The organism is Nocardia sp. CNY236 (assembly GCF_000482385.1).
Lineage (GTDB): Bacteria > Actinomycetota > Actinomycetes > Mycobacteriales > Mycobacteriaceae > Nocardia.
Genome location: NZ_AXVD01000001.1, coordinates 106,855 through 131,987, shown reverse-complemented (window position 1 = coordinate 131,987; position 25,133 = coordinate 106,855). Strand labels below are relative to the sequence as shown.

The window sequence follows — 25,133 nt, the reverse complement described above, 5'->3', positions numbered from 1 at the left end:
GTCGTGCTCGACTTCATCTATTACCCGGTGTCTTGGATCCTTTGGTTCTGGCACCGGGTCTTCGGGTTCGCTTTCGGTGCGGACAATGGTCTGACGTGGGCACTGGCTGTGGTGTTCCTGGTGTTCACCCTGCGACTGGTGCTCTACAAGCCGTTCGTCAAGCAGGTGCGGACCACCAAACAGATGCAAGAGCTGCAGCCGCAGATCAAGGAGCTGCAGAAGAAGTACAAGAACGATCGCCAGAAGATGGCGCTCGAGATGCAGAAGCTGCAGAAGGAGAATGGCTTCAGCCCGCTGATGGGCTGCTTGCCGATCCTCGCCCAGATACCGGTCTTCCTCGGGTTGTTCCACGTTCTGCGCTCGTTCAACCGAACCGGACATGGGTTCGGCCAGCTCGGGATGACCCCGGAACAGAACGCGAACACGGCGAACTACGTCTTCAGCGCGACCGACGTTCAGTCCTTCCTCAGCGCCCGCATCTTCGGTGCGCCGATTTCGGCGTTCATCACGACCGGCACGCAACAGTTGGAGGCCTTCGCCGATTTCGGTGGGATGCCGAGCAGGGTGAGTATCGCAATCGTCGCGATCCCGCTGATGATCATCGCCGGGCTGGCGACGCATTTCAATGCTCGGGCCTCGGTGGCGCGGCAGACCCCGGAAGCTGCGGCCAACCCCCAGGCCGCGATGATGAACAAGCTCGCGCTGTGGGTGTTCCCGCTCGGTGTGCTCGTCGGTGGTCCATTCTTGCCGATCGCAATTTTGTTGTACTGGGTCGCCAACAACATCTGGACCTATGGACAGCAGCACCTGGTCTTCGGCCGGATGGCGAAGGAAGAGGAAGCCAAGAAGCAGGCCAAGCTGGAGCAGCGCGCTCAGAATGCCCCGAAGCCGGGCGCCAAACCGGTGAATGTGAAGAAGAAGCCGGGGTCGACGTCCGACGAAAGCGCGGCCTCGGACGAGGAAACGACCGCGTCATCGGCCCAGGGTTCGGCCAAAACGAACGGTAGCGGAAAGCCGGCGCGGCAGCCTGCGAGCCAACGCCGTTCCAGCGGCCAGAAGCGGCCTGGCAACCGAGGCCGGGCGAACCAGAAGCGCCGGCGCTGACTGCGCGATTGTCTGCGCGGTCCGATCGATCGTCGAGCAACCCGTGATCACGAATACCGCCCGCCTGCGAGTGTCCGGCGCGCGATGAGTAGATGAAGGAAATCACATGAGTGTTGAGACCGATGGAGGCGACGCCAGCGTGGCGACCACGACGGCGAGTGCAGCGCCCGACCGTGATGTGCCCGACCGTGATGCGACCGACCGTGATGCGACCGACCGTGATGCGACCGACCGTGATGCGACCGAGAACGACGCCGAGGAAGCGCTCATCGAAGAAGGAGAGATCGCCGGCGACTATCTCGAGCAGCTGCTCGATGTGCTCGATTTCGACGGCGATATCGACCTCGATGTGGAGGGCGACCGTGCAGTCGTGTCGATCGACGGCGGTCGTGACCTGACCAAGCTCGTAGGGCGCAATGGCGAAGTGCTCGATGCACTACAAGAATTGACTCGCTTGGCTGTGCAACAGACGACAGGGGTGCGGAGTCGGTTGATGCTCGATGTGGCAGGTTGGCGCGCCAAGCGGAGGACGGAGTTGAGTGAGCTCGGTGCAGCCGCGGCGCAGCGTGTGCTGCAGTCGGGGGTCCCGGAGTCGTTGGAGCCGATGACTCCCTTCGAACGCAAGATCGTGCACGATGCCGTGTCTGCGGTGGATGGCGTCAGCAGCGAGAGCGAGGGTGTCGAGCCCAATCGCCACGTCGTTGTCGTTCCCGCTTGAGGTTCGGCGTTCGCTGGCGGGCGGAGTACTGTACCGCACAGATGGGGTAGGGACCGGATCCTGGATGGCGGTCGGATCGAGGCCTCTGGTTCTGCGGACCAGAGGCCCTGTTCGTATCCGGCGCCAGAATGCTCGTTCTCTGATCGATTCGAGTTCGGAAGGATGTTTCACGTGGAACACGATCACGCTGAAACGGTGACTGTGCCCACAGAACCGCAGGCGGCAGCGACTGTGTTCGGTGAGCGACTCGATCTTGCCCGGCGGTATTGCGCAGCCCTTGCGATCGCCGGCGTCGAGCGCGGACTGATCGGTCCGCGTGAGGTGCCGCGCCTTTGGGATCGACATATCCTCAACTGTGCGGTACTCGCCGAGTTGATTGCCGAGGCCGCGTCAGTGGTCGATATCGGTAGCGGGGCCGGGCTACCCGGTATCCCCCTGGCGATCGCGCGGCCGGATCTGCGAATCACCTTGGTCGAACCCTTGCTACGTCGCACTATCTTCCTGAGCGAATTCATCGAAGCAGCCGAATTGGACGTGACTGTGGTGCGTGGTCGTGCAGAACAGTCTGGCGTGATGAAAGAAGCCGGTGGAGCTGATGTCGTCACGTCGCGTGCGGTGGCGCCCCTTGGAAAGCTCGCGCAGTGGTCCATTCCTCTCTTACGCGATCACGGACACATGCTTGCGCTCAAGGGTGCTAGTGCCGCAGAGGAACTCGAACGGGATGGGGAGGCTCTGGCGCGCGTCGGTGCTGGGAACGCCGTGGTACTCGAATGCGGTGTCGGAGTGGTATCCACACCAACTCAGGTGATCAGCGCTGAACGACTCCCGCGGGCCGAGCGCATCCCGAGGCGGCGTGTAGAGCGTGCGGCTGCGTCGGAGATCAAGGCGGGTCGGCGGAGTTCGACCGAGCGGGGCCGCACTCGGCGCACTACTCGAAAGCCCCGGTAGTTTCCGCGAATACGACACCGCCGAACTCTGCGGGTCGGCAATGTCGCAGTGCCGCAGTTGCTCCTGCGGTGTGTCGAAAATTTCTCTCGTGCAATGGTATTGGCTGGAATCTTCTGATTGCGCAACCGCCACCGAAGGAGGGCTCCACATGGTTGCCACCACGTGGAGTCGATCGGCGCCTGCGTCGAAAGTGATTGTTGCTCAGGGAGGTTCGATGTTCGATGTCCGACATCGTGTGGGGTGGTGCTGTCGAGCCGGCCTCCGGCACGTCCGACCCGATACTCTCCCCTGGAGATAGCTTGGAATGTTCTCCGATGTTTCACGTGAATCACGATTTCCCGGCAACCCCCGCGCGGCGGAAGTCCGCCCGGTGGATGCCGATTCATCGCGGATTCCATGCTGCTTCTCCGCCTTTGTCCGGTCGACTCCGGCGTCGGAGTTCGACCACCAGAAGCTGCTCGCTGCGAAGGAGCGTCCAGCCGGCGCAGCGTCTGCACTACGGTGAGAATGCTTCGGATGGTCCCACGCGTGTGCCGGTTACGCGTGGGAACGCGTCACGTGACTCAGGTATGGAACAGGCGGCGATCGTACAGTGCTGCATGTCGACCTTCATCGGCTGATCGAGGCATCGAGTGTGCAGCGGTGACCAGCAAGCACGATTCGATGTGTCGATCGCGTGGCCTCCGGCATACGTCGAGGTGCTCGTACCTGGCTCGGTTTCATCATCGTGCCGAAGGTGCAGAAAGCCCGTTCGTCGATCGGGCTACCCCTCGGTTGCTGCACAACACGCCAGCTTCGCCGAGAGGCGTTCGTAGGCGCTACTTCTCGACATCGAGTCCATGGATAGTGTCGTGCTTCGAGTACCACTTGGCACCGGTGACAGTGATAGGGCACCCCGGGGCATGCGTTCAGGAGCTATGTTTCATGTGAAACAACGACACCACCGAAGCGATCTCGCGGTCACTGGCTTGTCCCCTGATATCTTGCCGCGATTCAGCTTTCCTAACTCGCTCAGTACTGGCAAGCTAGGGTGCGTCCGGCGCGAGCAGAGGTACCACGGAGGAATCGGGTGTCATGGCGGCAGATGCTCCGTTCGATCGATTGTCGCCGATCCGGTTATGCATCGCGTTCGATCCGGCAAGGCTGTTACAAACACGACGCGCCAACCCGTCCGTCGCGCACGTGTTCTGAAGTTTCTCGGGTTAGGAGCTGTCTATGTCGAGCGGTCCAGTGAATGTTTCACGGGAAACGACGTCGCGTGTGCCAGGGATGCTGGATTCCAGCAGTTTCGACGAGGAAGCACTGGGCAGCACACCGTTCGGGCACATCTCTCCCAACGAGACTCCGATTGCAGCGGAGGCTCAACGGGCGAGTCAGGTTCTCCATCCAGTGAAGATGGCCGTGGCGAGACCGCGGGAGCAGCGCGTCATCACAGTGGCCAATCAGAAGGGCGGCGTGGGTAAGACCACCACGACCGTAAACCTGGCCGCAGCTTTGGCGCATCAGGGGATGACTGTGCTCGTGGTCGATCTCGACCCGCAGGGTAATGCGAGTACTGCGCTCGGGATCGACCACCATTCAGGTGTCCCGTCGAGTTATGAGTTGCTCATCGGCGAAGCCTCGGTCACCGACGCGATCCAGACCAGTCCACACAATGAACGCCTGCTGTGCGTTCCCGCGACGATCGATCTGGCTGGCGCCGAGATCGAACTCGTCTCGATGGTCGCTCGGGAAGGGCGACTGAAATCCGCCATCCAAGAGGCGAATATCGCCGGCTACGACATCGACTACGTCATGATCGATTGCCCGCCGTCGTTGGGGTTGCTCACGGTCAACGCGCTGGTCGCGGCGAAGGAAGTGCTGATTCCGATCCAATGCGAGTACTACGCACTGGAGGGCGTCGGTCAACTACTCCGCAATATTGGCCTGGTCCAAGCGCATCTGAACCCCGAACTCCATGTCTCGACAGTTGTTCTCACGATGTACGACGGGCGCACGAAGCTCGCGGACCAGGTCGCCGAAGAGGTCCGCGGACACTTCGGTGACGTTGTTCTGAAGTCGTTGATTCCACGCAGCGTGAAGGTATCGGAGGCGCCGGGGTATGGCATGACAGTGCTCGACTACGATCCCGGCTCCCGGGGTGCAATGAGCTACATGGATGCCGGACGCGAGATAGCCGCCCGTGCGATAGCGTCGCAGGCAGCCGCGACTACGTCGGCCCAGTGACGTGGCCGACCGAGTCGGCGCATGGCGGTATCCGGGCCGATGGCAGTACGAGGAAGGATCGATAGACCGATGAGTCAGGCGAAGAAGGGCGGACTCGGGCGCGGCCTCGCGGCGTTGATCCCGACGGCACCAGCGACGGCGTCGGGTCCGGGTAGCGTCGCTGCAGACATCATCGGTCCCGAGTCCGTCGAGACTCGGTCTGTCGAGACTCGACCCGTCGAGACTCGGTCTGTCGAGACTCGGTCCGTGCCGACTCGATTGCGTCGGGTCCCCGATCCGGTCGACGACAACGGCGAGTTGGCTACCGGTGGCGCGATCTACCGAGAGATTCCGCCGGAGCACATCCGGCCGAACCCGAAGCAGCCGCGTACGGTTTTCGAAGAAGAGGCCCTGGCCGAGTTGGTGCATTCAATCCGTGAATTCGGACTCATGCAACCGATCGTGGTGCGGCGAGTAGAGCCGGGTGCCGACCGTTATCAGCTGGTCATGGGTGAACGGCGTTGGCGTGCCTGCCAGCAGGCCGGGTTGTCGGTAGTCCCGGCGATCGTCCGAGAGACGGCCGACGAGTCCATGCTGCGGGACGCTCTTCTGGAGAACATCCATCGGGTCCAGTTGAACCCACTCGAAGAAGCCGCGGCCTATCAGCAGCTACTCGAGGAATTCGACGTCACCCATGAGGAATTGGCTGCTCGAATCGGTCGTTCGCGTCCTGTCGTCACGAATATGATCCGGCTGTTGAAGCTGCCTATTCCGGTGCAGAGCCGAGTTGCGGCAGGAGTGTTGTCCGCTGGACACGCACGGGCTTTGCTCGGTCTCGAGGCAGGAGCCGACGCCCAAGAAGTCCTCGCCGCGCGGATTGTCGCCGAGGGGCTGTCGGTACGCGCCACCGAGGAAGCGGTCGTGCTCGCCAACCGACATCCGGAGGATGGGGCGCCGTCCCCTACTCCGCGGCGCAAGCCGATCCATATTCCACGGTTACAGGATGTTGCCGATCGGTTGTCCGGATCGTTCGATACACGGGTTACCGTTAGCTTGGGCAAACGCAAAGGCAAGATCGTGGTCGAATTCGGGTCGGTCGATGATCTCGAGCGGATCGTTGCTCTCATGGAGCACGACACTCCTGGGATGTGACAAAAGGTACGAAGCATATGTGTGATGTCGAGAGGTACGGTGGGCTTGAGTTCCATGATTGAAACGTCACCGTGACGGTTAGTGGTGTGCAGGACGGTTCGCGTGTTTCCGTGCTTCCTGGCACAGCGACATCGGTTCTTCTGACCAACAGCACAGCGATATGGAGTGAGGCGAGTTCCCTGTGATCGCTTATTCTGGCTGGCGAGCAAACAGTGATGTGACGTGAGCGTAGACGAATCGGACAGCTGGAGGCTGAGCAGAGCAGTGTCGACCAGCGTCACGGCATTAACCCTCGGTGGGCTCGAAGGACTTCCAGCGCACGTGCGCCGATGCGTGTTCTGGGAGATCGATCCCGCGGTAGCCGCGGATTCCCGCAGCTTCAGCGATCCGGTTTTCGAGAAGGAAGCCTGGCTGTCCCGGGTTCTGCTCGAGTGGGGATCATGCGGACAAATGGCACAGGTCGGCGGTGCGGTCGCCGGCTGCGCGTTGTATGCGCCGCCGAGGGTGGTGCCCCGCGCTGCTCTCTTTCCGACCTCCCCTGTGAGTCCAGACGCGGTCCTGCTGACCACGCTATGGGTCGAACCAGCCCACCGAGATGCCGACATCGCGTACCGCCTGATTCAGGCCGTGGTCGCCGATCTGGTGCGACGCGGAGTCCGTGCGCTGGAAGCGTTCGGTATCCGTGAGCAACCGTCGCCACAGGCACTGTCGGAGCGAATCGGTTCGATGACCTTGATGGAGCGGATCGTCGCGCCGATCAAAGGGGCGAGCGAGGCCGGCGCCGCGACCGAGTGCTCCCCCGAGACCTGCATGATCGATGCCGATTTTCTGGAGGACGTCGGCTTCGAGGTCGTGGAGCCACACCATCGATTCCCTCGGTTGCGGTTGGAGTTGAACTCCGATCATGGGTGGAAAGAGGATGTCGAGCGCGCACTGGACCAACTCCTGGCGGCGGCGTCGATGACCGTGCCGACCCGTATCGGAGCGCGGTGACCCGACCACGGCATCGCGTGCTGCTGCCGCACCGAGTTCCCGCTCCGCCGTGCGGCAGCAGCACCGATCAGGGCAGGACGGGAGACTACAACTAGTCGGACGCGGCCAGCTCCTCGGCCAGCAGTTCGGCGAAAGTGTAGGTGCCGGTGGGCTGGTCGTCCTGACCGAGTAGATACAGCCGCTTGACAGAGATGAGAACGGCCTCGGCGATCACGTCACGCATGCGTGGGTTGGTGAGGACCGAAGAATCGTATTCGTTTGTCAGATAGCCGATATCGACCTGTACGGTCGGCATCTTGGTGAGGCGCAGCAGATCCCACGTGCGTGGGTGAGTTCGGCAGTCCTGCAGTGATGTTCGTGCGACGACTTCTCGCTGAATGAAGCCGGCCAGCACCTGTCCGATCATCGATACCGAGCCATGCGAATTGCCGAAGTAGAATCCCGCGACGCCGTTGGCCAACGGGCTCGAGTTGGTGGCACAACGCAGCGAAATCATCAGATCGGCATCGAAAGCGTTCGATGTGTCCGCACGTTCGGCATCGGTTGGATTGGCGTTCCACGGGCGCGACAGAAAGGTCTCCATACCTGTGGCCGCCATCCGTCCTTCCAGACGACTTGCCAAGTCCCACAGAATTTCCGACTCGTAGACATCGCCGTATTCGGTGGGCGCCGCGCATCCTTTGTCGGGTCCACCCAGACCCGGGTCGATGACGATCCGCTTACCGGTGAGTTGGGGACCTGCCCGGTGAACGACCTCCTCCTCTGCTATTCGGTGCGGGTTGCCGCCAGTGACCCGGGCGCCGAGTAGATCCAGCGAGCGCAAGGTGTCCGGGCCACAGATTCCGTCTGCGGCCAGTCCGATTTCCCGTTGGAACGAGGTGAGCGCGTCGTGCGTGTGGGGGCCGAAGTAGCCGTCGACACGGTGTACATAGAAGCCGAGATCCTGCAACCTGCGCTGCAGGGTTGCCACATCGTCGCCATACAGTGGTGCGGAGAGCTGGTAGATCAACGTGCGCGCGCCGAGTCGATAGGACGCTTCTTTCAGCGCCCGATAGGTCGCCGGGCCGACGACACCGTCGACGAGCAGTCCACGATGCTGCTGGAAGGCACGCACAGCCGAGTCCAGATACCGGTCGAACGATGCGCTGGTGTCCTTCCAGTATTCTCGTTCCCGAGCGCGGTCGTTGCCGGCGTGCGCATGGAGGAATCCGAGACTTGCCAGGGCTCCCCGAACCTCTGCTACGGCTGGACCGGTATCGCCGTGACGAAGTCGGTGCATGCGTTGGAGCCCTTTCCTTCTGTCAACCGCGGTACCGAATCATGCTATGGGATCTACCCTCGCACGACCGCAGTGTCGGTCGATTGTTGCAGACCCGGAGCGCATTTCGACAACAACCCACGTCTGGGAATGCGACACGCCGGCGAATCGGATCGTCAGATGACGCCGTCGAGTTCGCGCAGAAGGGCGGCTTTGCCCTTTGCCCCGACGATCTGTTTGACCGGCTTCCCACCGCGGAACAGCATCATAGTGGGCAGTGAGAGGACCTGATAGTCGCGAGCAGTGCTCGGGTTGGCGTCCACATCCAGCTTCGCGACGGTCAGTTTGTCGGCGTGCGTGCCGGCGAGCTCTTCCAGGACCGGGGCCACCATCTTGCACGGTCCGCACCAGTCCGCCCAGAAGTCGACCAGGACGGGCTTATCGCTGAGCAATACCTCCTCGGCGAAGGATGCGTCGGTGACGGTGACGGTGACGGTGTTGGTGGACTCGGACATGAATTTCTCCTTGGATTCGGTCACGCGAGCAGGCGCCGTGACACAGGGTCAGTCGATGGAAACCGTCACCGGCTCACCGGCATGGTCGACGGTGTTTGCAGTGATGTCGCCCTGTTCGGCGAGCCACCGTTCCGCGTCGATGGCTGCCCGGCAGCCGGTGCCGGCAGCGGTGATGGCCTGGCGATAGGTGTGGTCGACCAGATCGCCGGCGGCGAAGACACCGGGACGATCGGTAGCGGTCGACGGCTCTTGCACCAGGACGTATCCGTCGTTGTCCAGGGCGACTTGCCCTTCGACCAGCTCGCTGCGCGGGTCGTGGCCGATCGCGATGAACAGGCCGGTGGCGGGCAATGTGGACGTCTCACCGGTGCGGGTGTCACGCAAGGTCAGATGAGTGACCGCGTTCTCGCCGTGTACCTCGACCACCTCGGCATCGAGTGCGAACGAGATCTTCTCGTTCGCTTTCGCCCGTTCCAGCATGATGCGCGAAGCACGGAACTCGTCACGGCGGTGCACGATCGTCACGCTGGAGGCGAACTTGGTCAAGAACGTAGCCTCCTCCATCGCGGAGTCACCGCCGCCGACCACGACGATGTCCTGGCCTTTGAAGAAGAAGCCGTCGCACGTGGCACATGCACTCACGCCACGCCCCAGCAGGCGCTGCTCGCCCGGGACATTCAGGTAGCGGGCGGCCGACCCCATGGCGAGCACGACCGCGTGTGCCGAATAGGTTTCGCCTCCCACGGTGACTCGTTTGATCGGTCCGGTCAGGTCGACTGCATCGACGTCTTCGGTGCGGATATCCGCACCGAAACGTTTGGCCTGCTCGCGCATCTCTTCCATGAGGTCCGGGCCCATGATGCCGCCGCGGAATCCTGGAAAATTCTCCACTTCGGTGGTGGTCATCAGTGCTCCGCCGAACTGGGTTCCCTCGAACAGGAGCGGCTGAAGTTCGGCACGTCCCGCATAGACAGCCGCGGTGTATCCGGCTGGTCCGGAGCCGATGATGATCAGGTCGTGTACCGGCGCGTTCATGACTGCACCTCGCCGAGGTTACGCTGCGGCACGACCATGAACATGGCTGTGGTGATCGTTCGCTCGTTCATGTGGACCTTCCGCGGGAGTCGTTGGACGTGTCGGTCAACAACAGGGTAATGGCTGTTGTTCCCGCATTGTCTGGATCACACTGCGGGCGCATCCAGTGCCGGCACCGCGGTCAACCGATGTCGCGGATCGCTTTTCGCTGTGGGTCACCGGTGCTGCAACCAGTTCCGACGACCAGCGCGGTGATCTGGGGCGGGCGCGGGCCGGCGAGCAGGATGAGCACCGCGTTACCGCCCTCGAAGGTGAAGTCGGTCGAACCGAGCACGGCGCGATCGAGCCCGTTTGCGCTGACACACCGTTGCAATGCTTCACGCCTGGCGAGGGAACCTGTGACGTCGTAGCGACCCAATGCACCGAGTGCGACGGTCGCGGTGAGATCGTCGCCGATCGGGTCGTCGTCCGCAGCCGATCCAGCGGTGATCGAGGCGTGATCGTCCTCGCGCAGCGTCGCGATGATACTGCCCGCGCCGGTGATCACAATGATTGCAGCGGCCGCGACGAGCCACCGCAACCTGGAGCGACCCTGCCTTCCGGCGGCGAACGGGTGCGCAATGGTCGGTCGATCGTCGGATTCGCCGGCCGGTGCGGAGAACGGTCGGGAGACGGCGGGATCGTCCGCACTCCCCTTCTCGGTCGTATCGAGGTCGTCGACAAACCGTGTGAGTCGGGCCGCCACATCCTCCGGCATGGGGTGGATGATCTGCGAATCACGCCCCAGTGCGTGCACCTGGGCGCTGACGTCGTCGAGAGAGCGAAGGTAACCCTGCGCCTCCGGGTCGTGCGCGACCGCGGACCACAGCTGCTCGCGCTGGACCGCCGCGACATTGTCTGCGTGCAGGTCGGCGAGCAATTCGGCAGTGAACGGAGGCTGCTGTGGCACGCGGTTGGCCATCACCCCTCCGTTGTTTGCATCTGACATCGCGGAGATCCCCTCGCCGACGAGGACGGCACCATCGTCGTTCGGTGTCCTGCCATTGTTACTGACGCACCTCGACTACCTCCGGTTCCCCGGATCGCGCAGGAAATCCAAGCGCTGTTTCAATCTTTGCCGAGCACGGGCGCAGCGACTCTTGATCGTTCCTTCGGGCACTCCGAGCAGTGCGGCGGCCTCGGCCACGGTATACCCCTCCAAATCGATAGCGACCAGCGCAGTGCGCTGGTCCGGCGGCAGCGAGAACAGAGCGCGGTCGACGACGATCGAGGTCTCCAATTCCGCCATCTCGTCGCGATCGTCCTTGGGCTCCGGCATGGTTTCCGAGGACAGTGACAGTGCGCGCCTGCTCTTGTTACGCCGAATGCGATCCAGACAGGCATTCACCACGATCGTGTGCAGCCAGCTGCGTACCTCCGCTTCGGCACGGAACGAGCCGGCAGTGCGATGGGCCGACAGTAACGCATCCTGCAGCGAATCGGCCGCGTCTTCCCGCGTGTAGGACGTACGCAGAGCAGTTTGCCAGAGATGGTCGTTGTGTCTGCGGAGCAACTCGGCGAACGCATGCCGTTGGCCGCGGACATGCGCCTTCAGCAGTTCGACATCGGTGTGTTGGTCGGGTATGAACGAGCGTTCTCGATATGTGACCGAGTGTAACGATGCTGTGTGTAGCTCCTCGTTCAATTCCGACGACAATGCCAACCCCTTGGACAGCGCTCACAGCGGCAATGGGCACGGTTGACCATCGCGGAGACTTCGCAGCATCCAGGATCGACAACTTCGGAATCCGGGAAGCTTCCCGTCGAAAGCGCCTCAAGATCATATCGTCCGTAACGATTCGGCACCAACCGAGTGGATTGGGCGGCGCAGGAGTGTAGTGGCGCCAGAGAGGCCGGTGACTAGGACGCGGCGTCGAATGCGATATCGGCGAGCGATGTCTGGAACTGGTTTCCAGCCGGGGCCAATCGGGTGATCCAGACCAACACATAGCGGGCGGGCTGGTCGGCGCGCACGGGAATCTCGGTGATCCCGTCGGTCAATCGGGCGGAGCCGATCAACTGGGTCTGATCCAGTGTTGGCGAGGCCGTGGGCGAGGTACGGATTTCGATTGCTGTTCCGACGCTGGGCGAGTCGATCGAGACGTTCACGAGCTTGGCCGGGCTGGGCAGCGTCGTCAGCAGCCCGACGCCCTTCTTGAGTGCAGGGAACTGCTGGAAGTACTGGTCGGTGCGCCACGAGCTGCCCGGGTCGTTGTCCAGTACTGCCCGAACATTGGCGACCCCGTCGGGCGTGCCTTCCGGGGAGAAAACCGAGACGTCGGCGATGGGAACCGGCACGCTGGCCGGCGCGCGGGCCGACGGCGGCGCAACCGGCGCCGGTTCCGGCGTCGGTTGACTGTTCGTGGTCAGACCGATGTTGCTCTGTTCGTTCAACGGCGCATCGGATGCTCCAGGTGCGAACACGCTGACCAGCCACCAGATGACGATCCCGACCACCAGTGCGGCAAGAATGCCGAGCCCGACCATGATCCACGTCATCCGACGTGATCGGTTGCGCTCGGCCGCGAGTAGTTCCGGGTCGGCGAGCGAATCGTCGGTATTCGCCGACGCCCGCTGGCCCAGTCGCAACACCGGGATGAAATCGGTTTTTTGATCGACCACCGAGGCCTGCTCGAGCACTTGCTGGACCGTGGCGGCGGTGCGCACTCCCTTGTTCGACTCCAGCGAGCGCACCGCCACCGCGGAGATCTCGAAGGGCACCTCGGGACGAATCTCTCGCGGTTCCACGGGAGTGCCGTCTGGACCGAAATCGGCCAAATGGAGCCCGCCGACTGTGCTGGCGGTGCCGCCGACTCCACCCGGGCGGATCGGCCAGCGCGCCGTGATCAGGGCGTAGAGCATCGCTCCGAGGCCACGGACATCGGCTTGGGCGTCCGAGTCGGCCAATGTTCCCGGGAAAGCGAGCACCGCATCGCCGGCTGCGCTGATCCGCATCCGATCGGGGTGGTCGATGGACAACGCTCCGCCGCCGCGATGGGCCAACTCCGCCGCAGAGGCGAGGGCGCGGATGGCGCGCGCTGCCCCGATCGGCGAGGGCACGGTCTCGGCCATTTCGCGCAGCGAGCGGCCCGGGGTCCACTCGGCCACCACGATGCCGCCCGAAGAACCACGAACGACGTCCAAGACCCGGGCGAGCCCGGGCGAGCTGATCCGGCCCAGTCGCAGAGTGCGGGACAGAATCGCTTGTGGGCCGTCGTGCCCGGAGTTGTCCGCGGCCTGCTGATCGGCATCGACGAAGGTCAAGGCGACCTCGCGGTCGAGTTTGATGTCCAGCGCCTGCCAGAACTGCAAGCCGCGTGTACCGCCGTGGTGGGCCAGCAGCCGGTAGCGGCCGCCGGCCACAGATGCGCCGGGAATCAGTTTGGGGCCGCGAGGAACTCGCCGCGCAGTCGGGTACTCGCCCGTCATCGGCCGAATTTCCGGCCTACCGACGGGAATCATTCCCGTGTCGTACATCGGGTCGTGCGGCAGCGCGCCCGCGTTCGGTCTGCCCGCGTCGGGCCCTGGCGGCGCCGTTCCCGACTCCGTGTTCGCATACGCGGGGTTCGGTGGTGCGTCTGTCGCCGGCGGAGTATCGGTGGACAGCCCGCCGATCGCGGTCGCAGAAGAATCGGCGGCCGGGACGTCGCCCACCGCGTCGTCGCTCACCCTCGGTCCTCCTTTGCCCTGGCGTAACGAAGCTCCGGCGAACTCGCCACTTGTGCTTCCCTGCCGAACAGGGTACGGGAACTCCTCTGCGCTGGTGAGGCCAACAGAGTTGGGTCTGATCACGGGTAGCACCATGGTTTGGGCGTCCATGTGCGGGTCGAACTGTGGGTAGGCATACGGGTCGGGCCGCCGCAGCACCTGGGTGGCGTAGGGATCGTCGTCCGAACCCGCCGCATCCAGATCCGGGGCGGGTGGCGTCCAACCGAGACGTCGCGAGACGGCCACGGTGATGGCGACGATTTCCGGAATGCCGGCGAGTCGCATCAGGCCGAAGGCAACGGACAGCATGACAACGGCGGTGATCACCACACGGACCAACGAACCGAGCCCGCCGAAGGATACGGTCAGTCGCTCCAGGTCGAGTACTCGGTCCACGGTCCACATCACCGCACCACCGCCGAGGGATGCGAGTACGACACGGGTCACGGTGCGGCCGACATTGGCCATTCGGAGGTCACCGAGGCTGCGGTGTAGCAGGTAGCCACCCGCCAGGGCGCCGACCGTGAAACTGAGACCGTTCGCGACGCCGAGGGCGATCACCACCTGGTCGGGGTCGGCGACCACGGGGGCGAGCGCCGAGAAGGCGATCTTGGTGGCGGAGATGCCGAGGATGATCCAGGTCGGGGTCCATACCTGCTCTCTGGCATAGAACACGCGCAAGTGAATCAGCCACAGCGAATAAGGAATCAAGGAGAATGCCGACCAACTGACCGCGAGCCCCAGACGCGAGGCATCCGCGCCCCCGAAGTTGCCGTAGCCCAGCAGGGCCTGGCCGACCTGTGGGCCGGCCACGGTCAGGAAGGTGATCACCGGGATGAGGGCGATCATGGTCAATCGAGTGGCAGCGGAGAGGTCGTCGACGACTGCAGGTGTGTCCTCTGCCGCGGCGTTGCGGCTCAGCCGCGGCATGATCGCGGTGAGCACCGTGACGACGATCACGCCGTAGGGCAACTGGAGTAGCAGCCATACGACGTTGTAGATCGCCGGACCGGCCTCGTCGGCGTGCGAGGAGATTCGGGTGGCGAAGACGAAGCCTGCTTGGCTGATCAGGACATAGAGGATGATCGCAGCGCCCATGCCGCCGAACTGTTTGAGGCGCGCGTCGATTCCCCAGAGCGGACGCAGGTCGATGCCAGCTCGCCGAATCGCCGGCAGAAGGCTGGCCGCTTGCACCACCACGCCAGTGGTGACGCCGATGCCGAGCACCAACAGTTTGGGGTCGCTCATCCGGACCGGGTCCAGGGTGATCTCCCCCGGTGTGACGATGTAGATCCCGAGTACGGCCAGGACGACCAGATTGTTCAGAACGGGAGCCCACGCGCCGGGTTTGAAGATCTGCTGAGTGTTCAGGATCGCCGTGAGCAGTGCAGACATGCCGTAGAACACGATCGCGGGCAGTAAGAGAAAGGCCAGTGCCGTGGTGAGCGCGGTGTTCACCCGACCGTCATCGGACAGGAAGACGTGGGTGGTCAATATCGGAGCCGCCGCCGTCGCCAGAAGTGCGGCGGTGGCCAAGACCACGAAGGCCGCGGTTACCAGTCGCCGGACGAATGCTGCCCCGTGATCGGGATCCTCCTGTTCCGCTCGGACCAGTGTCGGCACCACGATTGCGGTGAGCACTGCGCCGAGTACGAGTTCGGCGATCATGTTCGGGATCTGGCTGGCGACGGTGAAGGCACTGGCGATGGCCGGGCCGAGCACGGTCAGTAGCAACAATGTCTTGCCGAATCCGGTGATCCGGCTGATCAGCGTGGCGAAGGCGATCGATCCGGAGTCGCTGAGCAGCCGAGAGTTCGGGCTCTTCGTCGGCTTGCTTTCCGTGCGCGGCTCTACGGTCTCGGTGGCGGCGGCCCGTGCTCCGGCCCGGAAACGCTCTCGCGGGCCGGGCTCGGGCTGGCCCGCAGCAGCAGGTCGATGCGGCCTACGGTGTGGCTGCTCGGCACCATACGGAGGGGTCGACCTCGGGCCGGATTTCGGAAGTGACGCGGGAATGGGTCCAGTGTGTGGTGGTCTCGGCGTCGCAGGGATCGGACCGGATCGAGGCGGCTGTGGCGTCGCGGGAAGGGGACCCGACCGCGGGTTGTGTTGGTCTCCGGCGGATGGTGGCTGCGGCCTGGCGGTCGGCGGTGAACCGGACCGATCCGGCCAAGGAGCCGAGGGTGCCGGCGGCATCGGGCGCGGCGGAGCGGGGTATCGCTGTCGCGGCGGATACCCCGCCGGGTTGGGCGGCGGCTGTGACGACACGCGGGGTGGCTGTGGTGACTGATGAGGTGGCTGTATCGAGGGTCGAGGCGGCCTCGGCTCGGCTCCTGCCGGCGGCGGTTGTCTGCGCTGCCCTGGCCGCGGTGCGGGTGCGGGCTGGCTGATCCGTGGCACACGCGGCGACGGGTCGGGCCGACGGGTATCCGGAAGGGACGGATCCCGATGCTCTCCTTCCGGCCGGTTGCGTTCCCACGGCGCGGCCGGCGCCCAGCGCCCCGCCGATTCTCCTCCTCGATCACCGGAACGAGGTCGATGAGCCGATATGTCATCGTCGCTCATCATGCCTCCTGTGCCCGCCGGATACCGTACCGTCACCGGAGCCGGCGCTGTGCACCACTGGGTCGCGGTCGGTGACCGTTCTGTCCATCGTCCCTCCGGCAGGGGCCGGCACGGGAGTACTGTGATTGTCCCCCACCGTGCCACACGACATCGTGGCATTCCACAGTGCCGCAGGTGGGAGCGAACAACACGGAGCGATCGCCGCCGAATCCCTCACCGAGTCTCCTGAAGGCTCTCCTGCTCGACCACAGGTGGTCTGTAGGTGCCGCGATGTCGGGCGGGCTCGGAGTCGGCGGCGACGTTCTCGTCCGCTGGGTCGGGTTGTCCACGGAACCGGTGCCACAGCCGACGGCCGGCCAATATCAGCAGGAGGAGTCCGGCGCACCCGGTGATTATCGCCAAGGCCTGACCATAGGCGTTCGATCGTACGGAGACCTGAGTCGGGCTACCGAGCGCGATCCCCTCGGGGGTGGTGAGTGAGATCGGAATGACCAGATTGCGACTGTCGCTGACCTCGGTCGGGATCCGAAACGACCGCGACCCGTTCGGTGGGAGCTGCTGCTCGCCCGGGTCGGTGATCTTCGTCCCGGCCGGAGCCTCGATGCGGAAACGCACCTGGATGGCGACCGGAAGCTCGTTGCGCGCGACCAGCAACACCGGGCTCTGCTCGGATGCCAGGGTGTATACGCCGCCCGGTGGCACGATGCTCACCGACTCTCGAAGCTGGTCCATCGTCCGGGTGACTTGGTTCAGCCGACGTCGAGCGAAGATGTCGGAGTGTGTGGCATCGTCTGCGCGCCGATCCGACAGGCTCAGTGCGCGGATCAGGTCGTCGCGCAGCGGCGTCAGGAACGCGTGCGGTGTCAGCTCGGCGTCCGGTACCTCGATCAGGGCACGCGCCATCTGGTCGATCCGACGGCCTTGTTCGCGCACGGGCGATACGAATCGGTCGGGCACTGCGTGCTGCTCGGCCTGCGTCAGATAGCGCGGTTGGTAGGGCTGTGGGTCCGGCGGCTGTGCGACCAGATCGTACAAGGGTCGAGCCACGGCCAAGCCGCTGCTCGAGAGCAGGTCGATCTGGCGCAGGAGGGCGATCGCTTCCTCGCGGTTGGCGCCCCATTGTTGCGGTGGCACCAGCAACAGCGAGCGTGGCTGATTCGCCTGCGGGTTCAGTGCGCTCCAAGAGATCGCTCCCAGTGCATCCTGAAGCCGTGCGGACCGGGAGTCGTTGCTGACGTCGTACCGGACCTGGGTCGGGGTGAACGGTGGTGTGGGCGGATTGGAGCCCACAGCCGCCAGTGCGGTCGCCGACCAGATGTCGAATCGCACTGCCCGCAGCGCGGGCTCGGCCAGAATGCCGGGCGGAGATACATCGGAGCTCGCCCCCGGCGAGGTGGCGGCACTGTCCGATGGCGTGGGCTCGGTGATGGGCGATTCGACCGCGGCGATCTCGGGCAAGTCGACCATGTCGGGTCCCACCGGGGTCGTCGCCGATGCGACAGACTCCGACAGGTCCTGGACGCCCAGCGGAAGGGTGGCGGTGGAAGCGAGTACAGCGGTGCCGAATCCGTGGTTGCGCAACAGCAGCCCCGCGCGCTCGTCGATGCTGCCCGACTCCGGCAGGCCGACTCCGCGCAGCGATCTGGTGGACAGAATCGCGTCGACGATATCGGCGGGTTCGTCGATGGCGCGCGCAGCGAGCGCGGCGTCGTCGACCGCGGCCAGGGCAGTCAGATCGACCTGTGCGAACGGTAGCGCGACCGTACACATCGACCTCGACAGCACACGGAGTCGATCCAACCAGGTCTGCGCTTGCTCGGCCCCACTGCCCGCTCTGGTCGCACCATCTGGATCGGACGGACTGGCGAGCACGCGATACCCGCGGGTCATCGCATCCACCGTGAGCAGCAGATCGGGGTCGATCGCCAGACAGATCCCCGAGGACATGCTCTGGGTCCGGCCACCGACGGTGCCGGTGGTCGCCTCCACTGTGGCCAACAGTTGATCGAGACGACCGCCTTTGCCCAGCGATGTGGCCAATTCGTCGTCGGTGAGCTCCATGACGCCGTCCACGCTGCCGGGACGCCCCGCAAGCTGCCTCGGTCGGTCGGCCAGCGGCCACAGCACCGTCATCGCTACCGGTGTGTCGGTGAGTGCGGGAATCGCCGAGGCTCCGGTACCGGATCCCTGGCGTGCCGGGATGGGGGGGAGTCCCAGAACCGGCAGGAGAAACCGAGCATCGTCGAGCCTGGCCTGGTTGCCATACGCCGGTTCGCCGTTGACGTTGAGCAGCAGCGGATAGACACCCGGCTGGGACAACAGTAGCGAGACCTCTCCGCTGCTGGAACGCAGCGGAATACTGAGAGTGAACTGTTGCCGTTCTCCAGGACGCAATCGCTGCGCGACGTCTTCGAACTGTCCGTTCACGGTGTAATAGGCCTGGTCGAGGCGCAAGGTGGTGCGTAGGCCGGACGGCGCGGTAATCGCCGGTGCGCGCTGAATGCGGACGCTGATGTCATCGACCACCCGGTCACCGATATTGGTGACCGTCCCCGAGACCGTGATCAACGAATCGCTGGTGGTGGTCACGGTGTTGGGCGACACCGAATCCAGCGACAACTTGAGAAATTTCGGGTTCGACGGCGCGTCGAACCCGGTCGGTTGCGCCGCCGCCGTTCTCGCATCCAGTAGCGGAAGCGCTGCCGCCGGGCCGAAGATGGTCAGGACCGCCACGAAGATCCGGAACAGTCCATGTGTCATCGCTTACCGGTCTCCATCCGGTCGATCAGCTTGTTCGCCATTTCGGCCAGCCGCCGCTCGTCGGCGTAGGCCAGCCGAGAATCCAGTTCGCTCAACGGAACCCAAGCAACCTGAGTGACTTCTACATCGGCGTCGGACAGCTCGCCACCGACCGATCGCAGAAGATAATGATGCACTGTCTTGTGCACGCGCCGCCCATCGGTCACGAACCAGTAGTCGATATTGCCGAGTTCGGCGACGATCACACCGGTGATCCCGGTCTCCTCGGCGACCTCGCGGATTGCGGTTTGCTCGGCGGTCTCCCCTGCTTCGATATGCCCCTTGGGCAGTGACCACAACAACCGCCCGCGGCGATCGGTGCGTCCGATGAGGGCTGCGCTGCGACCTTCTCGTGGACCGTCCAAACCATCGATGACCAGGCCACCTGCCGAGGTCTCCCGAACTGTGCGCATCCGCGGCTTCGCCGCGTCGGTACCCGAACCGCGGCGCCGAGGCTGGCGACGTCGACTGTTCGCACGATCGGCCGGAGACACCTGGCAATCCTACTGTGTTCGATTCGTCGCGCTGGTGACGCAGCGTGTCCTCGAGCCTCGACAGACCGGTTCCGGGCCCAGCAGCGCTGGATCTCGTCGTGGGGCGCACTCTGCGGCGCCGATCTCGCCCGAGTCCGCTCATCGGTCTTCGGCCTGCATATTTGCTGCTCGGTGCGGTCGCTGATTCGCTGCTCGGTGTGGGCGGGCATTGCCGCCGCTCGGTGCCGGTGTGATCTACGGCGCCCGGATCGGGCATGCATCGAGCCGACGACAGCGATGGATGCCGCCTGGGCACTGGTTACCGCTCTGGAACACGGGGCCGCACCATGGTGGTCGAGGCTCGGTAAGCTGCTCACTCGTGGTTTCGCCCAAATCCGAGGATGTTGCGCTGGATAGACGTACCCGATTGCTGGCTGCCGCGGCGGTGACTCTCGGCGGGTTGTCGGACGTGCTGACCCCCCTGGGTGAACTGTTCGCCGCACGGGGGTACGAGTTGTACCTGGTCGGTGGGAGCGTGCGCGATGCCGTACTCGGTCGGCTGGGGACCGATCTGGATTTCACAACCGATGCCCGACCGGATGAGGTACAGGACATCCTGCGCGGGTGGGCCGATCATCTGTGGGACACCGGCGGTCTGGTTTTCGGTACGGTCAGCGCGGCCAAGGCCCACCAGCAGTTGGAGATCACCACTTTCCGTGCCGACAGCTACGACCGGGTGTCGCGCAATCCTCTCGTGACCTTCGGGGACTCGCTCGAAGACGACCTGGTGCGCCGGGACTTCACGGTGAATGCGATGGCGGTCAAGATAGGTCCCGACGGTGCGATGGAATTCGTCGATCCGCTCGAGGGCATGAGCGCCTTGCTCGAGGGCGTGCTCGATACTCCTGCCGCACCAGAGGATTCGTTCGACGACGATCCCTTGCGGATGCTGCGTGCCGCACGGTTCGTCTCGCAGCTGGGCTTCACGCCCCATCCGCGGGTGCGAGCCGCGATGGCGGCGATGACCGAGCAGATCGATCGGATCACCGCCGAGCGAGTGCGCGTCGAGCTGGACAAATTGATCGCCGGGGCTCATCCGATCGAGGGCATCGATCTCATGTGCGAGACCGGGTTGGCTCGGCGAGTGCTGCCCGAGGTTCCGGCAATGAAACTGGAAATAGACGAACACCACCAGCACAAGGACGTGTACTGGCATTCGCTCACCGTGCTGGAACAGGCCATCGACCAGGAAGAAGGTGATGCCGACCTGGTATTGCGTTGGGCTGCGCTGCTGCACGACATCGGCAAGCCGGACACCAAGCGCAACGAGCCGGGTGGCGGTGTCAGTTTCCACCACCACGAAGTGGTCGGAGCGAAGATGGTGCGCAAACGGATGCGAGCGCTGAAATATCCCAAGCAGTTCACCGAGGACGTGGCCCGGCTGGTGTTTCTGCATCTGCGCTTCCACGGCTACGGAAAGGGTCAGTGGACGGACTCGGCGGTCCGGCGCTATGTCACCGATGCCGGCGAGCTATTGCCCCGCTTGCACAAACTGGTCCGCGCCGACTGTACGACCCGCAACAAACGCCGGGCCGCTGCGTTGCGTGCCACCTATGACGAGCTGGAAGCACGGATCGAACGATTGCGTCGCCAGGAAGATCTGGCCAAGGTCCGCCCGGACCTGGACGGCAATGCGATCATGGAGCTACTCGGTCTTTCCCCAGGTCCGGATGTCGGCATGGCCTGGCGGTATCTCAAGGAGTTGCGGCTCGATCGCGGCCCGCTCAGCCGCGACGAAGCGGAGTCGGCGCTGCTCGAGTGGTGGCGCGCACGCGGCTGATCGCCGATCACCGGATCGTCGTGGTGGTGTGTGGTGCGCCGGGATTGCGCGGATCCACCGCCGGTCACCGCCCGTATCCGCCACCGCCCGGGGTTTCGACGACCAGGACATCGCCCGGTTCGAGGTGTGCCGAATCCGCGCCGCCCAGGTGTTCGACTGTGCCGTCCGACCGTTCGATGGTATTCGTCCCCAATGCCCCGGGCGCGCCGCCGGCCATGCCATAGGGCGCAATGCGGCGGTGGCTCGACAGAACGGACACCGTCACTGGTTCGGTGAACCGCAGCCGCCGCACCGCGCCATCTCCGCCGCGCCATCGACCGGAGCCTCCGCTGCCGGCACGAACCGCGAATTCCTCCAGCACCACCGGCAGCCGCCACTCGAGGATCTCCGGGTCGGTGAGACGCGAGTTCGTCATGTGGGTTTGAACGACACTGGCGCCGTCGAAGCCGTTGCCCGCCCCGGATCCGGATCCGATGGTCTCGTAGTACTGGCTGCGGTCGTTACCGAAGGTGACGTTGTTCATGGTGCCCGAACCTTCGGCCTGTAGACCGAGCGCTGCATACAGTGCCCCGGTGATCGCCTGCGAGGTCTCGACATTGCCTGCGACGACCGCGGCGGGGAATCCGGGAGCGAGCATGGACCCACGAGGCACGATGATCCGCAACGGGCGCAGGCAGCCGTCGTTGAGTGGGATGTCGTCGGCGATCAGAGTGCGGAACACGTACAGCACCGAGGCAGTGGCGACAGCATAAGGAGCGTTGAAGTTGCCGGGAAGTTGTCCCGACGCGCCGGTGAAATCGATGGTCGCAGCACGCGCCTCACGGTCCACCGTGACTCGTACGGGGATGGTGGCCCCCTGGTCGGTCACATAGGTGTAATCGCCGTCATCGAGTCTGTCGACGACTCGCCGCACCGATTCTTCGGCGTTGTCCTGAACATGACCCATGTACGCCTGCACGACATCGAGCCCGAATTGGTCGATCATCTTCTCGACTTCTTCGATCCCTTTCGCATTGGCGGCCACCTGGGCACGCAGGTCGGCAAGGTTGGTTGCGGGGTTGCGGGACGGGTACGGCGCCTCGGTCAGCAAGCGGTGGGTCTGTTCGTGTCGAAACTCACCGTTCTCGACGAGTAGCCAGTTGTCGAAAACGACGCCTTCCTCCTCGATATGTCGGCTGTTCGCCGGCATCGAACCCGGCGCAATCCCGCCGATTTCGGCGTGATGACAGCGAGAAGCGACGTAGAAGAGGATCTGTTGTCCCGTGGAATCGAACACCGGCGTGATCACGGTGACGTCCGGCAGGTGAGTGCCGCCGTGATAAGGGTCGTTGACCGCGTAGGCGTCTCCAGGGCGCATGGTCTGCTTGCCGTCCCCGGTCGTGGAGCGGTCCGCGCCGCGGCGGCGCCGGATGATTTCCTTGACGCTGGTTCCCATCGAGCCGAGATGGACCGGGATGTGCGGTGCGTTGGCGATCAGATTGCCATCGGGGTCGAACAACGCGCACGAGAAATCCAGGCGCTCTTTGATATTGACCGATTGAGCGGTCGACTCCAGCCGCGCGCCCATCTGCTCGGCGATGGACATGAACAGGTTGTTGAAGACCTCCAACAGGACCGGGTCGACTTCGGTACCGGCATCGGGCTTCGCGGACCCCACCATCCGTTCCATGATCAGGTGCCCGATAGCGTTCACGGTTGCCTGCCAACCCTCGTCCACCACAGTGGTGGCATTGGCCTCGCTGATCACAGCTGGTCCGTGGATGGTTTCGCCAGGTGTGAGTTCCGCTCGTCGATAGAGCAGCGCCGCGCGCCACTCCCCACCGGTGTGCAGTCGAATCGACTCCACGCCTGCCGGATCGGCCGGAGGTCGAATGAGATCGGACAATTCGGGCGGGTCGGTGTGGCCGATGGCCTCGACGGACAGCGCTTCGACCACGATGGGGCGGTGCAATGTGAAGGAATACAGTGCGCGGTGGCGCTCTTCGAAATTCCGGACCATGTCGATCGGCTCGGTCAGACGCACGGACAGCACGGTGTCGGTCCCGTCATAGCGGAGCTGGGCTCGCCGTAGCACCGAGATTCGCTGCTCGGCCACGCCCTGGTCCCGTAGTTCGGTGCGGGCTGCGATCTCGAGGGCTTCTGCGGCCACGGTGACCCGCGGCATGGATTCCGGTCGTAGCGGTAGTTCCACGGACCGTTCGCGCATCGCGGTGGTGTCGGCCAACCCGATTCCGAGTGCCGACAGCACGCCGGCCATCGGGGGGACGAGGACGGTCCGGATGCCGAGAGACTCCGCTACCGCGCAGGCGAGTTGACCTCCCGCGCCACCGAACGTGGTCAGCGCATACCGGGTGACGTCGTGGCCTTTCTGCACGGAGATCCGCTTGACCGCGGCCGCGATATTGCTGACTGCGATCTGCAGAAAGCCCTCCGCGACCTGCTCCGGTGTGCGTTTGTCCCCGGTGCTTTCGGTGATCGTGGCGGCCAACTCGGCGAACCGAGTGCGCACCAGTCGGTCATCGAGCGGTTCGGTGCCGTCCGTTCCGAAAACGTGCGGAAAATAGGCCGATTGGACGCGACCGAGCATCACGTTGGCGTCGGTCACGGTCAGCGGGCCGCCGCCGCGGTAACACGCCGGCCCTGGCGAGGCGCCGGCCGAATCGGGGCCGACCCGGTAGCGACTGCCATCGAAATGCAGGATCGAGCCGCCGCCCGCCGCGACGGTGTGGATGTCCAGCATCGGGGCACGTAGCCGGACGCCGGCCAATTGCGTGATGAACACGCGCTCGTACTCGCCGGCGAAGTGCGAGACGTCGGTGGAGGTTCCGCCCATGTCGAAGCCGATCATCCGGTCGATCCCGGCCAGTTGCGACATCCGGACCATGCCGACGATGCCGCCGGCAGGCCCCGACAGGATGGCGTCCTTACCCCGAAACTTGCTGGACTCGGTGAGTCCGCCGTTGGATTGCATGAACAGCAGCCGCACTCCCGTGAGCTGGTCGGCGACCTGGTCGACGTAGCGGCGAAGTACCGGCGAAAGATACGCATCCACCACCGTGGTATCCCCTCGGGGCACCAGCTTCATCAAGGGGCTCACTTCGCTCGACAGGGAGATCTGTGGGAACCCGATCTCGGCGGCAACCTGCCCGATCGCCTGTTCGTGCGCCGGGTGGAGATGGCTGTGCATACAGACCACGGCGATGGCGCGAAGGCCGTCGTCGTGCGCCTGGGTCAGCTGGCCGGCCAGGGTGCGCAGGTCCGGTGGCGTCACTACGGTACCGTCGGCCAGCACACGTTCGTCGACCTCGAGCACGCGCTCGTAGAGCAGTTCGGGCAAGACGATCTCGCGGGCGAAGATCTGTGGACGATTCTGGTAGGCGATTCGTAGGGCATCGCGAAAGCCGCGGGTGATCACCAGGACCGTTCGCTCGCCGGTGCGTTCCAGCAACGCATTGGTGGCAACGGTGGTGCCCATTCGAACCGAATCGATTCTCGCAGCGGTGTCGACCGTGTGGGTGTCGACCGTGTGGGTGTCGGTCGCGTGGGTGTCGATCGCGGGGGTACTGCCGGTTCCGTCGTGTGCGCCGGCGAGGATTTCACGGATCCCGGCTACAGCGGAATCGGCATAGAGTGCTGGGTTCTCCGACAGGAGTTTGTGCGTGACGAGCTTGCCGTCCGGCCGTCGAGCCACCACGTCGGTGAAGGTGCCTCCGCGATCGATCCAGAACTGCCATCCCGCTCCTGCGCTGCCGGAGTCCGTCGTCCCCACTTCGGTCACCGCAGT

At 64.4% G+C, this 25,133-nt stretch carries 17 protein-coding genes; 8 read left to right on the top strand and 9 right to left on the bottom strand.

The features are described 5' to 3' along the window. Positions 1-3: 3 nt before the first annotated feature. The 6 genes from yidC to K940_RS0100545 all read left to right on the top strand — a co-directional run bounded on the left by yidC (position 4) and on the right by K940_RS0100545 (position 7,120). On the top strand, positions 4-1,104 hold the full coding sequence (yidC, locus tag K940_RS0100575) for a membrane protein insertase YidC (RefSeq protein ID WP_028475920.1): 1,101 nt from the start codon (positions 4-6) through the stop codon (positions 1,102-1,104). A 106-nt stretch (positions 1,105-1,210) separates the two neighbouring features. After that, positions 1,211-1,822: a protein jag gene (locus K940_RS0100570; RefSeq protein WP_051406756.1), complete on the top strand. Its 612-nt coding sequence runs from the start codon at positions 1,211-1,213 to the stop codon at positions 1,820-1,822. A gap of 162 nt (positions 1,823-1,984) precedes the next feature. Further along, positions 1,985-2,770 carry a 16S rRNA (guanine(527)-N(7))-methyltransferase RsmG gene (gene rsmG, locus K940_RS0100565; RefSeq protein ID WP_051406755.1) on the top strand — a complete coding sequence of 262 codons (786 nt, stop codon included), beginning with the start codon at positions 1,985-1,987 and terminating at the stop codon, positions 2,768-2,770. A 1,269-nt stretch (positions 2,771-4,039) separates the two neighbouring features. After that, positions 4,040-4,996 carry a ParA family protein gene (locus K940_RS0100555; protein ID WP_369797448.1) on the top strand — a complete coding sequence of 319 codons (957 nt, stop codon included), beginning with the start codon at positions 4,040-4,042 and terminating at the stop codon, positions 4,994-4,996. Positions 4,997-5,065: 69 nt separating this feature from the next. Beyond that, positions 5,066-6,127 carry a ParB/RepB/Spo0J family partition protein gene (locus K940_RS0100550; RefSeq protein ID WP_028475916.1) on the top strand — a complete coding sequence of 354 codons (1,062 nt, stop codon included), beginning with the start codon at positions 5,066-5,068 and terminating at the stop codon, positions 6,125-6,127. 264 nt (positions 6,128-6,391) lie between these two features. Beyond that, entirely contained in the window at positions 6,392-7,120 is a 729-nt protein-coding gene (locus K940_RS0100545) for a GNAT family N-acetyltransferase (protein WP_028475915.1), read from the top strand. A 91-nt stretch (positions 7,121-7,211) separates the two neighbouring features. Here K940_RS0100545 and K940_RS0100540 read toward each other — a convergent pair whose 3' ends face one another. From K940_RS0100540 to K940_RS0100515, 6 genes are all read right to left on the bottom strand, one after another. Further along, positions 7,212-8,399 carry an N-acetylmuramoyl-L-alanine amidase gene (locus K940_RS0100540; protein ID WP_028475914.1) on the bottom strand — a complete coding sequence of 396 codons (1,188 nt, stop codon included), beginning with the start codon at positions 8,397-8,399 and terminating at the stop codon, positions 7,212-7,214. 155 nt (positions 8,400-8,554) lie between these two features. Continuing rightward, complete coding sequence (gene trxA / locus K940_RS0100535; protein WP_028475913.1) at positions 8,555-8,893, bottom strand: thioredoxin; 339 nt, start codon at positions 8,891-8,893, stop codon at positions 8,555-8,557. Positions 8,894-8,941: 48 nt separating this feature from the next. Then, a complete protein-coding gene (trxB, locus tag K940_RS0100530) occupies positions 8,942-9,928 on the bottom strand; it encodes a thioredoxin-disulfide reductase (protein ID WP_028475912.1) in 987 nt (328 codons plus the stop codon). Positions 9,929-10,109: 181 nt separating this feature from the next. Beyond that, positions 10,110-10,916 carry a hypothetical protein gene (locus tag K940_RS0100525; protein WP_028475911.1) on the bottom strand — a complete coding sequence of 269 codons (807 nt, stop codon included), beginning with the start codon at positions 10,914-10,916 and terminating at the stop codon, positions 10,110-10,112. A 75-nt stretch (positions 10,917-10,991) separates the two neighbouring features. Further along, positions 10,992-11,552 (bottom strand): RNA polymerase sigma factor SigM, encoded by a 561-nt coding sequence (gene sigM, locus K940_RS0100520; protein WP_028475910.1) that lies wholly within the window; start codon positions 11,550-11,552, stop codon positions 10,992-10,994. 275 nt (positions 11,553-11,827) lie between these two features. Continuing rightward, complete coding sequence (locus tag K940_RS0100515; RefSeq protein WP_369797443.1) at positions 11,828-15,868, bottom strand: lipid II flippase MurJ; 4,041 nt, start codon at positions 15,866-15,868, stop codon at positions 11,828-11,830. Here K940_RS0100515 and K940_RS32140 point away from each other — a divergent pair. Continuing rightward, a complete protein-coding gene (locus K940_RS32140; protein WP_155980700.1) occupies positions 15,856-16,062 on the top strand; it encodes a hypothetical protein in 207 nt (68 codons plus the stop codon). The genes K940_RS0100515 and K940_RS32140 overlap by 13 nt on opposite strands. A 388-nt stretch (positions 16,063-16,450) precedes the next feature. Here the strand turns inward: K940_RS32140 and K940_RS26430 are convergent, their stop codons facing one another. Beyond that, positions 16,451-18,997: a DUF6049 family protein gene (locus tag K940_RS26430; protein WP_196812059.1), complete on the bottom strand. Its 2,547-nt coding sequence runs from the start codon at positions 18,995-18,997 to the stop codon at positions 16,451-16,453. Beyond that, positions 18,994-19,530: an NUDIX hydrolase gene (locus tag K940_RS0100505; RefSeq protein ID WP_028475908.1), complete on the bottom strand. Its 537-nt coding sequence runs from the start codon at positions 19,528-19,530 to the stop codon at positions 18,994-18,996. Before K940_RS0100505 ends, K940_RS26430 begins: the two co-directional genes overlap by 4 nt. Positions 19,531-19,936: 406 nt before the next feature. On the opposite strand from K940_RS0100505, the gene K940_RS0100495 reads away from it, so the two are divergent. Then, complete coding sequence (locus K940_RS0100495) at positions 19,937-21,349, top strand: CCA tRNA nucleotidyltransferase (RefSeq protein ID WP_369797447.1); 1,413 nt, start codon at positions 19,937-19,939, stop codon at positions 21,347-21,349. Between the two features lie 64 nt (positions 21,350-21,413). On the opposite strand, the gene K940_RS26425 is transcribed toward K940_RS0100495, so the two are convergent. Beyond that, positions 21,414-25,118 (bottom strand): hydantoinase B/oxoprolinase family protein, encoded by a 3,705-nt coding sequence (locus K940_RS26425; protein WP_036527140.1) that lies wholly within the window; start codon positions 25,116-25,118, stop codon positions 21,414-21,416. Positions 25,119-25,133: the final 15 nt, after the last annotated feature.

Coding starts and splice junctions, on each gene's coding strand:
- K940_RS0100570 (WP_051406756.1), top strand. CDS start 1,211: ATGAGTGTTGAGACCGATGGAGGCGACGCCAGCGTGGCGACCACGACG.
- rsmG (WP_051406755.1), top strand. CDS start 1,985: ATGTTTCACGTGGAACACGATCACGCTGAAACGGTGACTGTGCCCACA.
- K940_RS0100555 (WP_369797448.1), top strand. CDS start 4,040: ATGCTGGATTCCAGCAGTTTCGACGAGGAAGCACTGGGCAGCACACCG.
- K940_RS0100550 (WP_028475916.1), top strand. CDS start 5,066: ATGAGTCAGGCGAAGAAGGGCGGACTCGGGCGCGGCCTCGCGGCGTTG.
- K940_RS0100540 (WP_028475914.1), bottom strand. CDS start 8,399: ATGCACCGACTTCGTCACGGCGATACCGGTCCAGCCGTAGCAGAGGTT.
- trxA (WP_028475913.1), bottom strand. CDS start 8,893: ATGTCCGAGTCCACCAACACCGTCACCGTCACCGTCACCGACGCATCC.
- trxB (WP_028475912.1), bottom strand. CDS start 9,928: ATGAACGCGCCGGTACACGACCTGATCATCATCGGCTCCGGACCAGCC.
- K940_RS0100525 (WP_028475911.1), bottom strand. CDS start 10,916: ATGTCAGATGCAAACAACGGAGGGGTGATGGCCAACCGCGTGCCACAG.
- K940_RS0100515 (WP_369797443.1), bottom strand. CDS start 15,868: ATGCCGCCGGCACCCTCGGCTCCTTGGCCGGATCGGTCCGGTTCACCG.
- K940_RS26430 (WP_196812059.1), bottom strand. CDS start 18,997: ATGACACATGGACTGTTCCGGATCTTCGTGGCGGTCCTGACCATCTTC.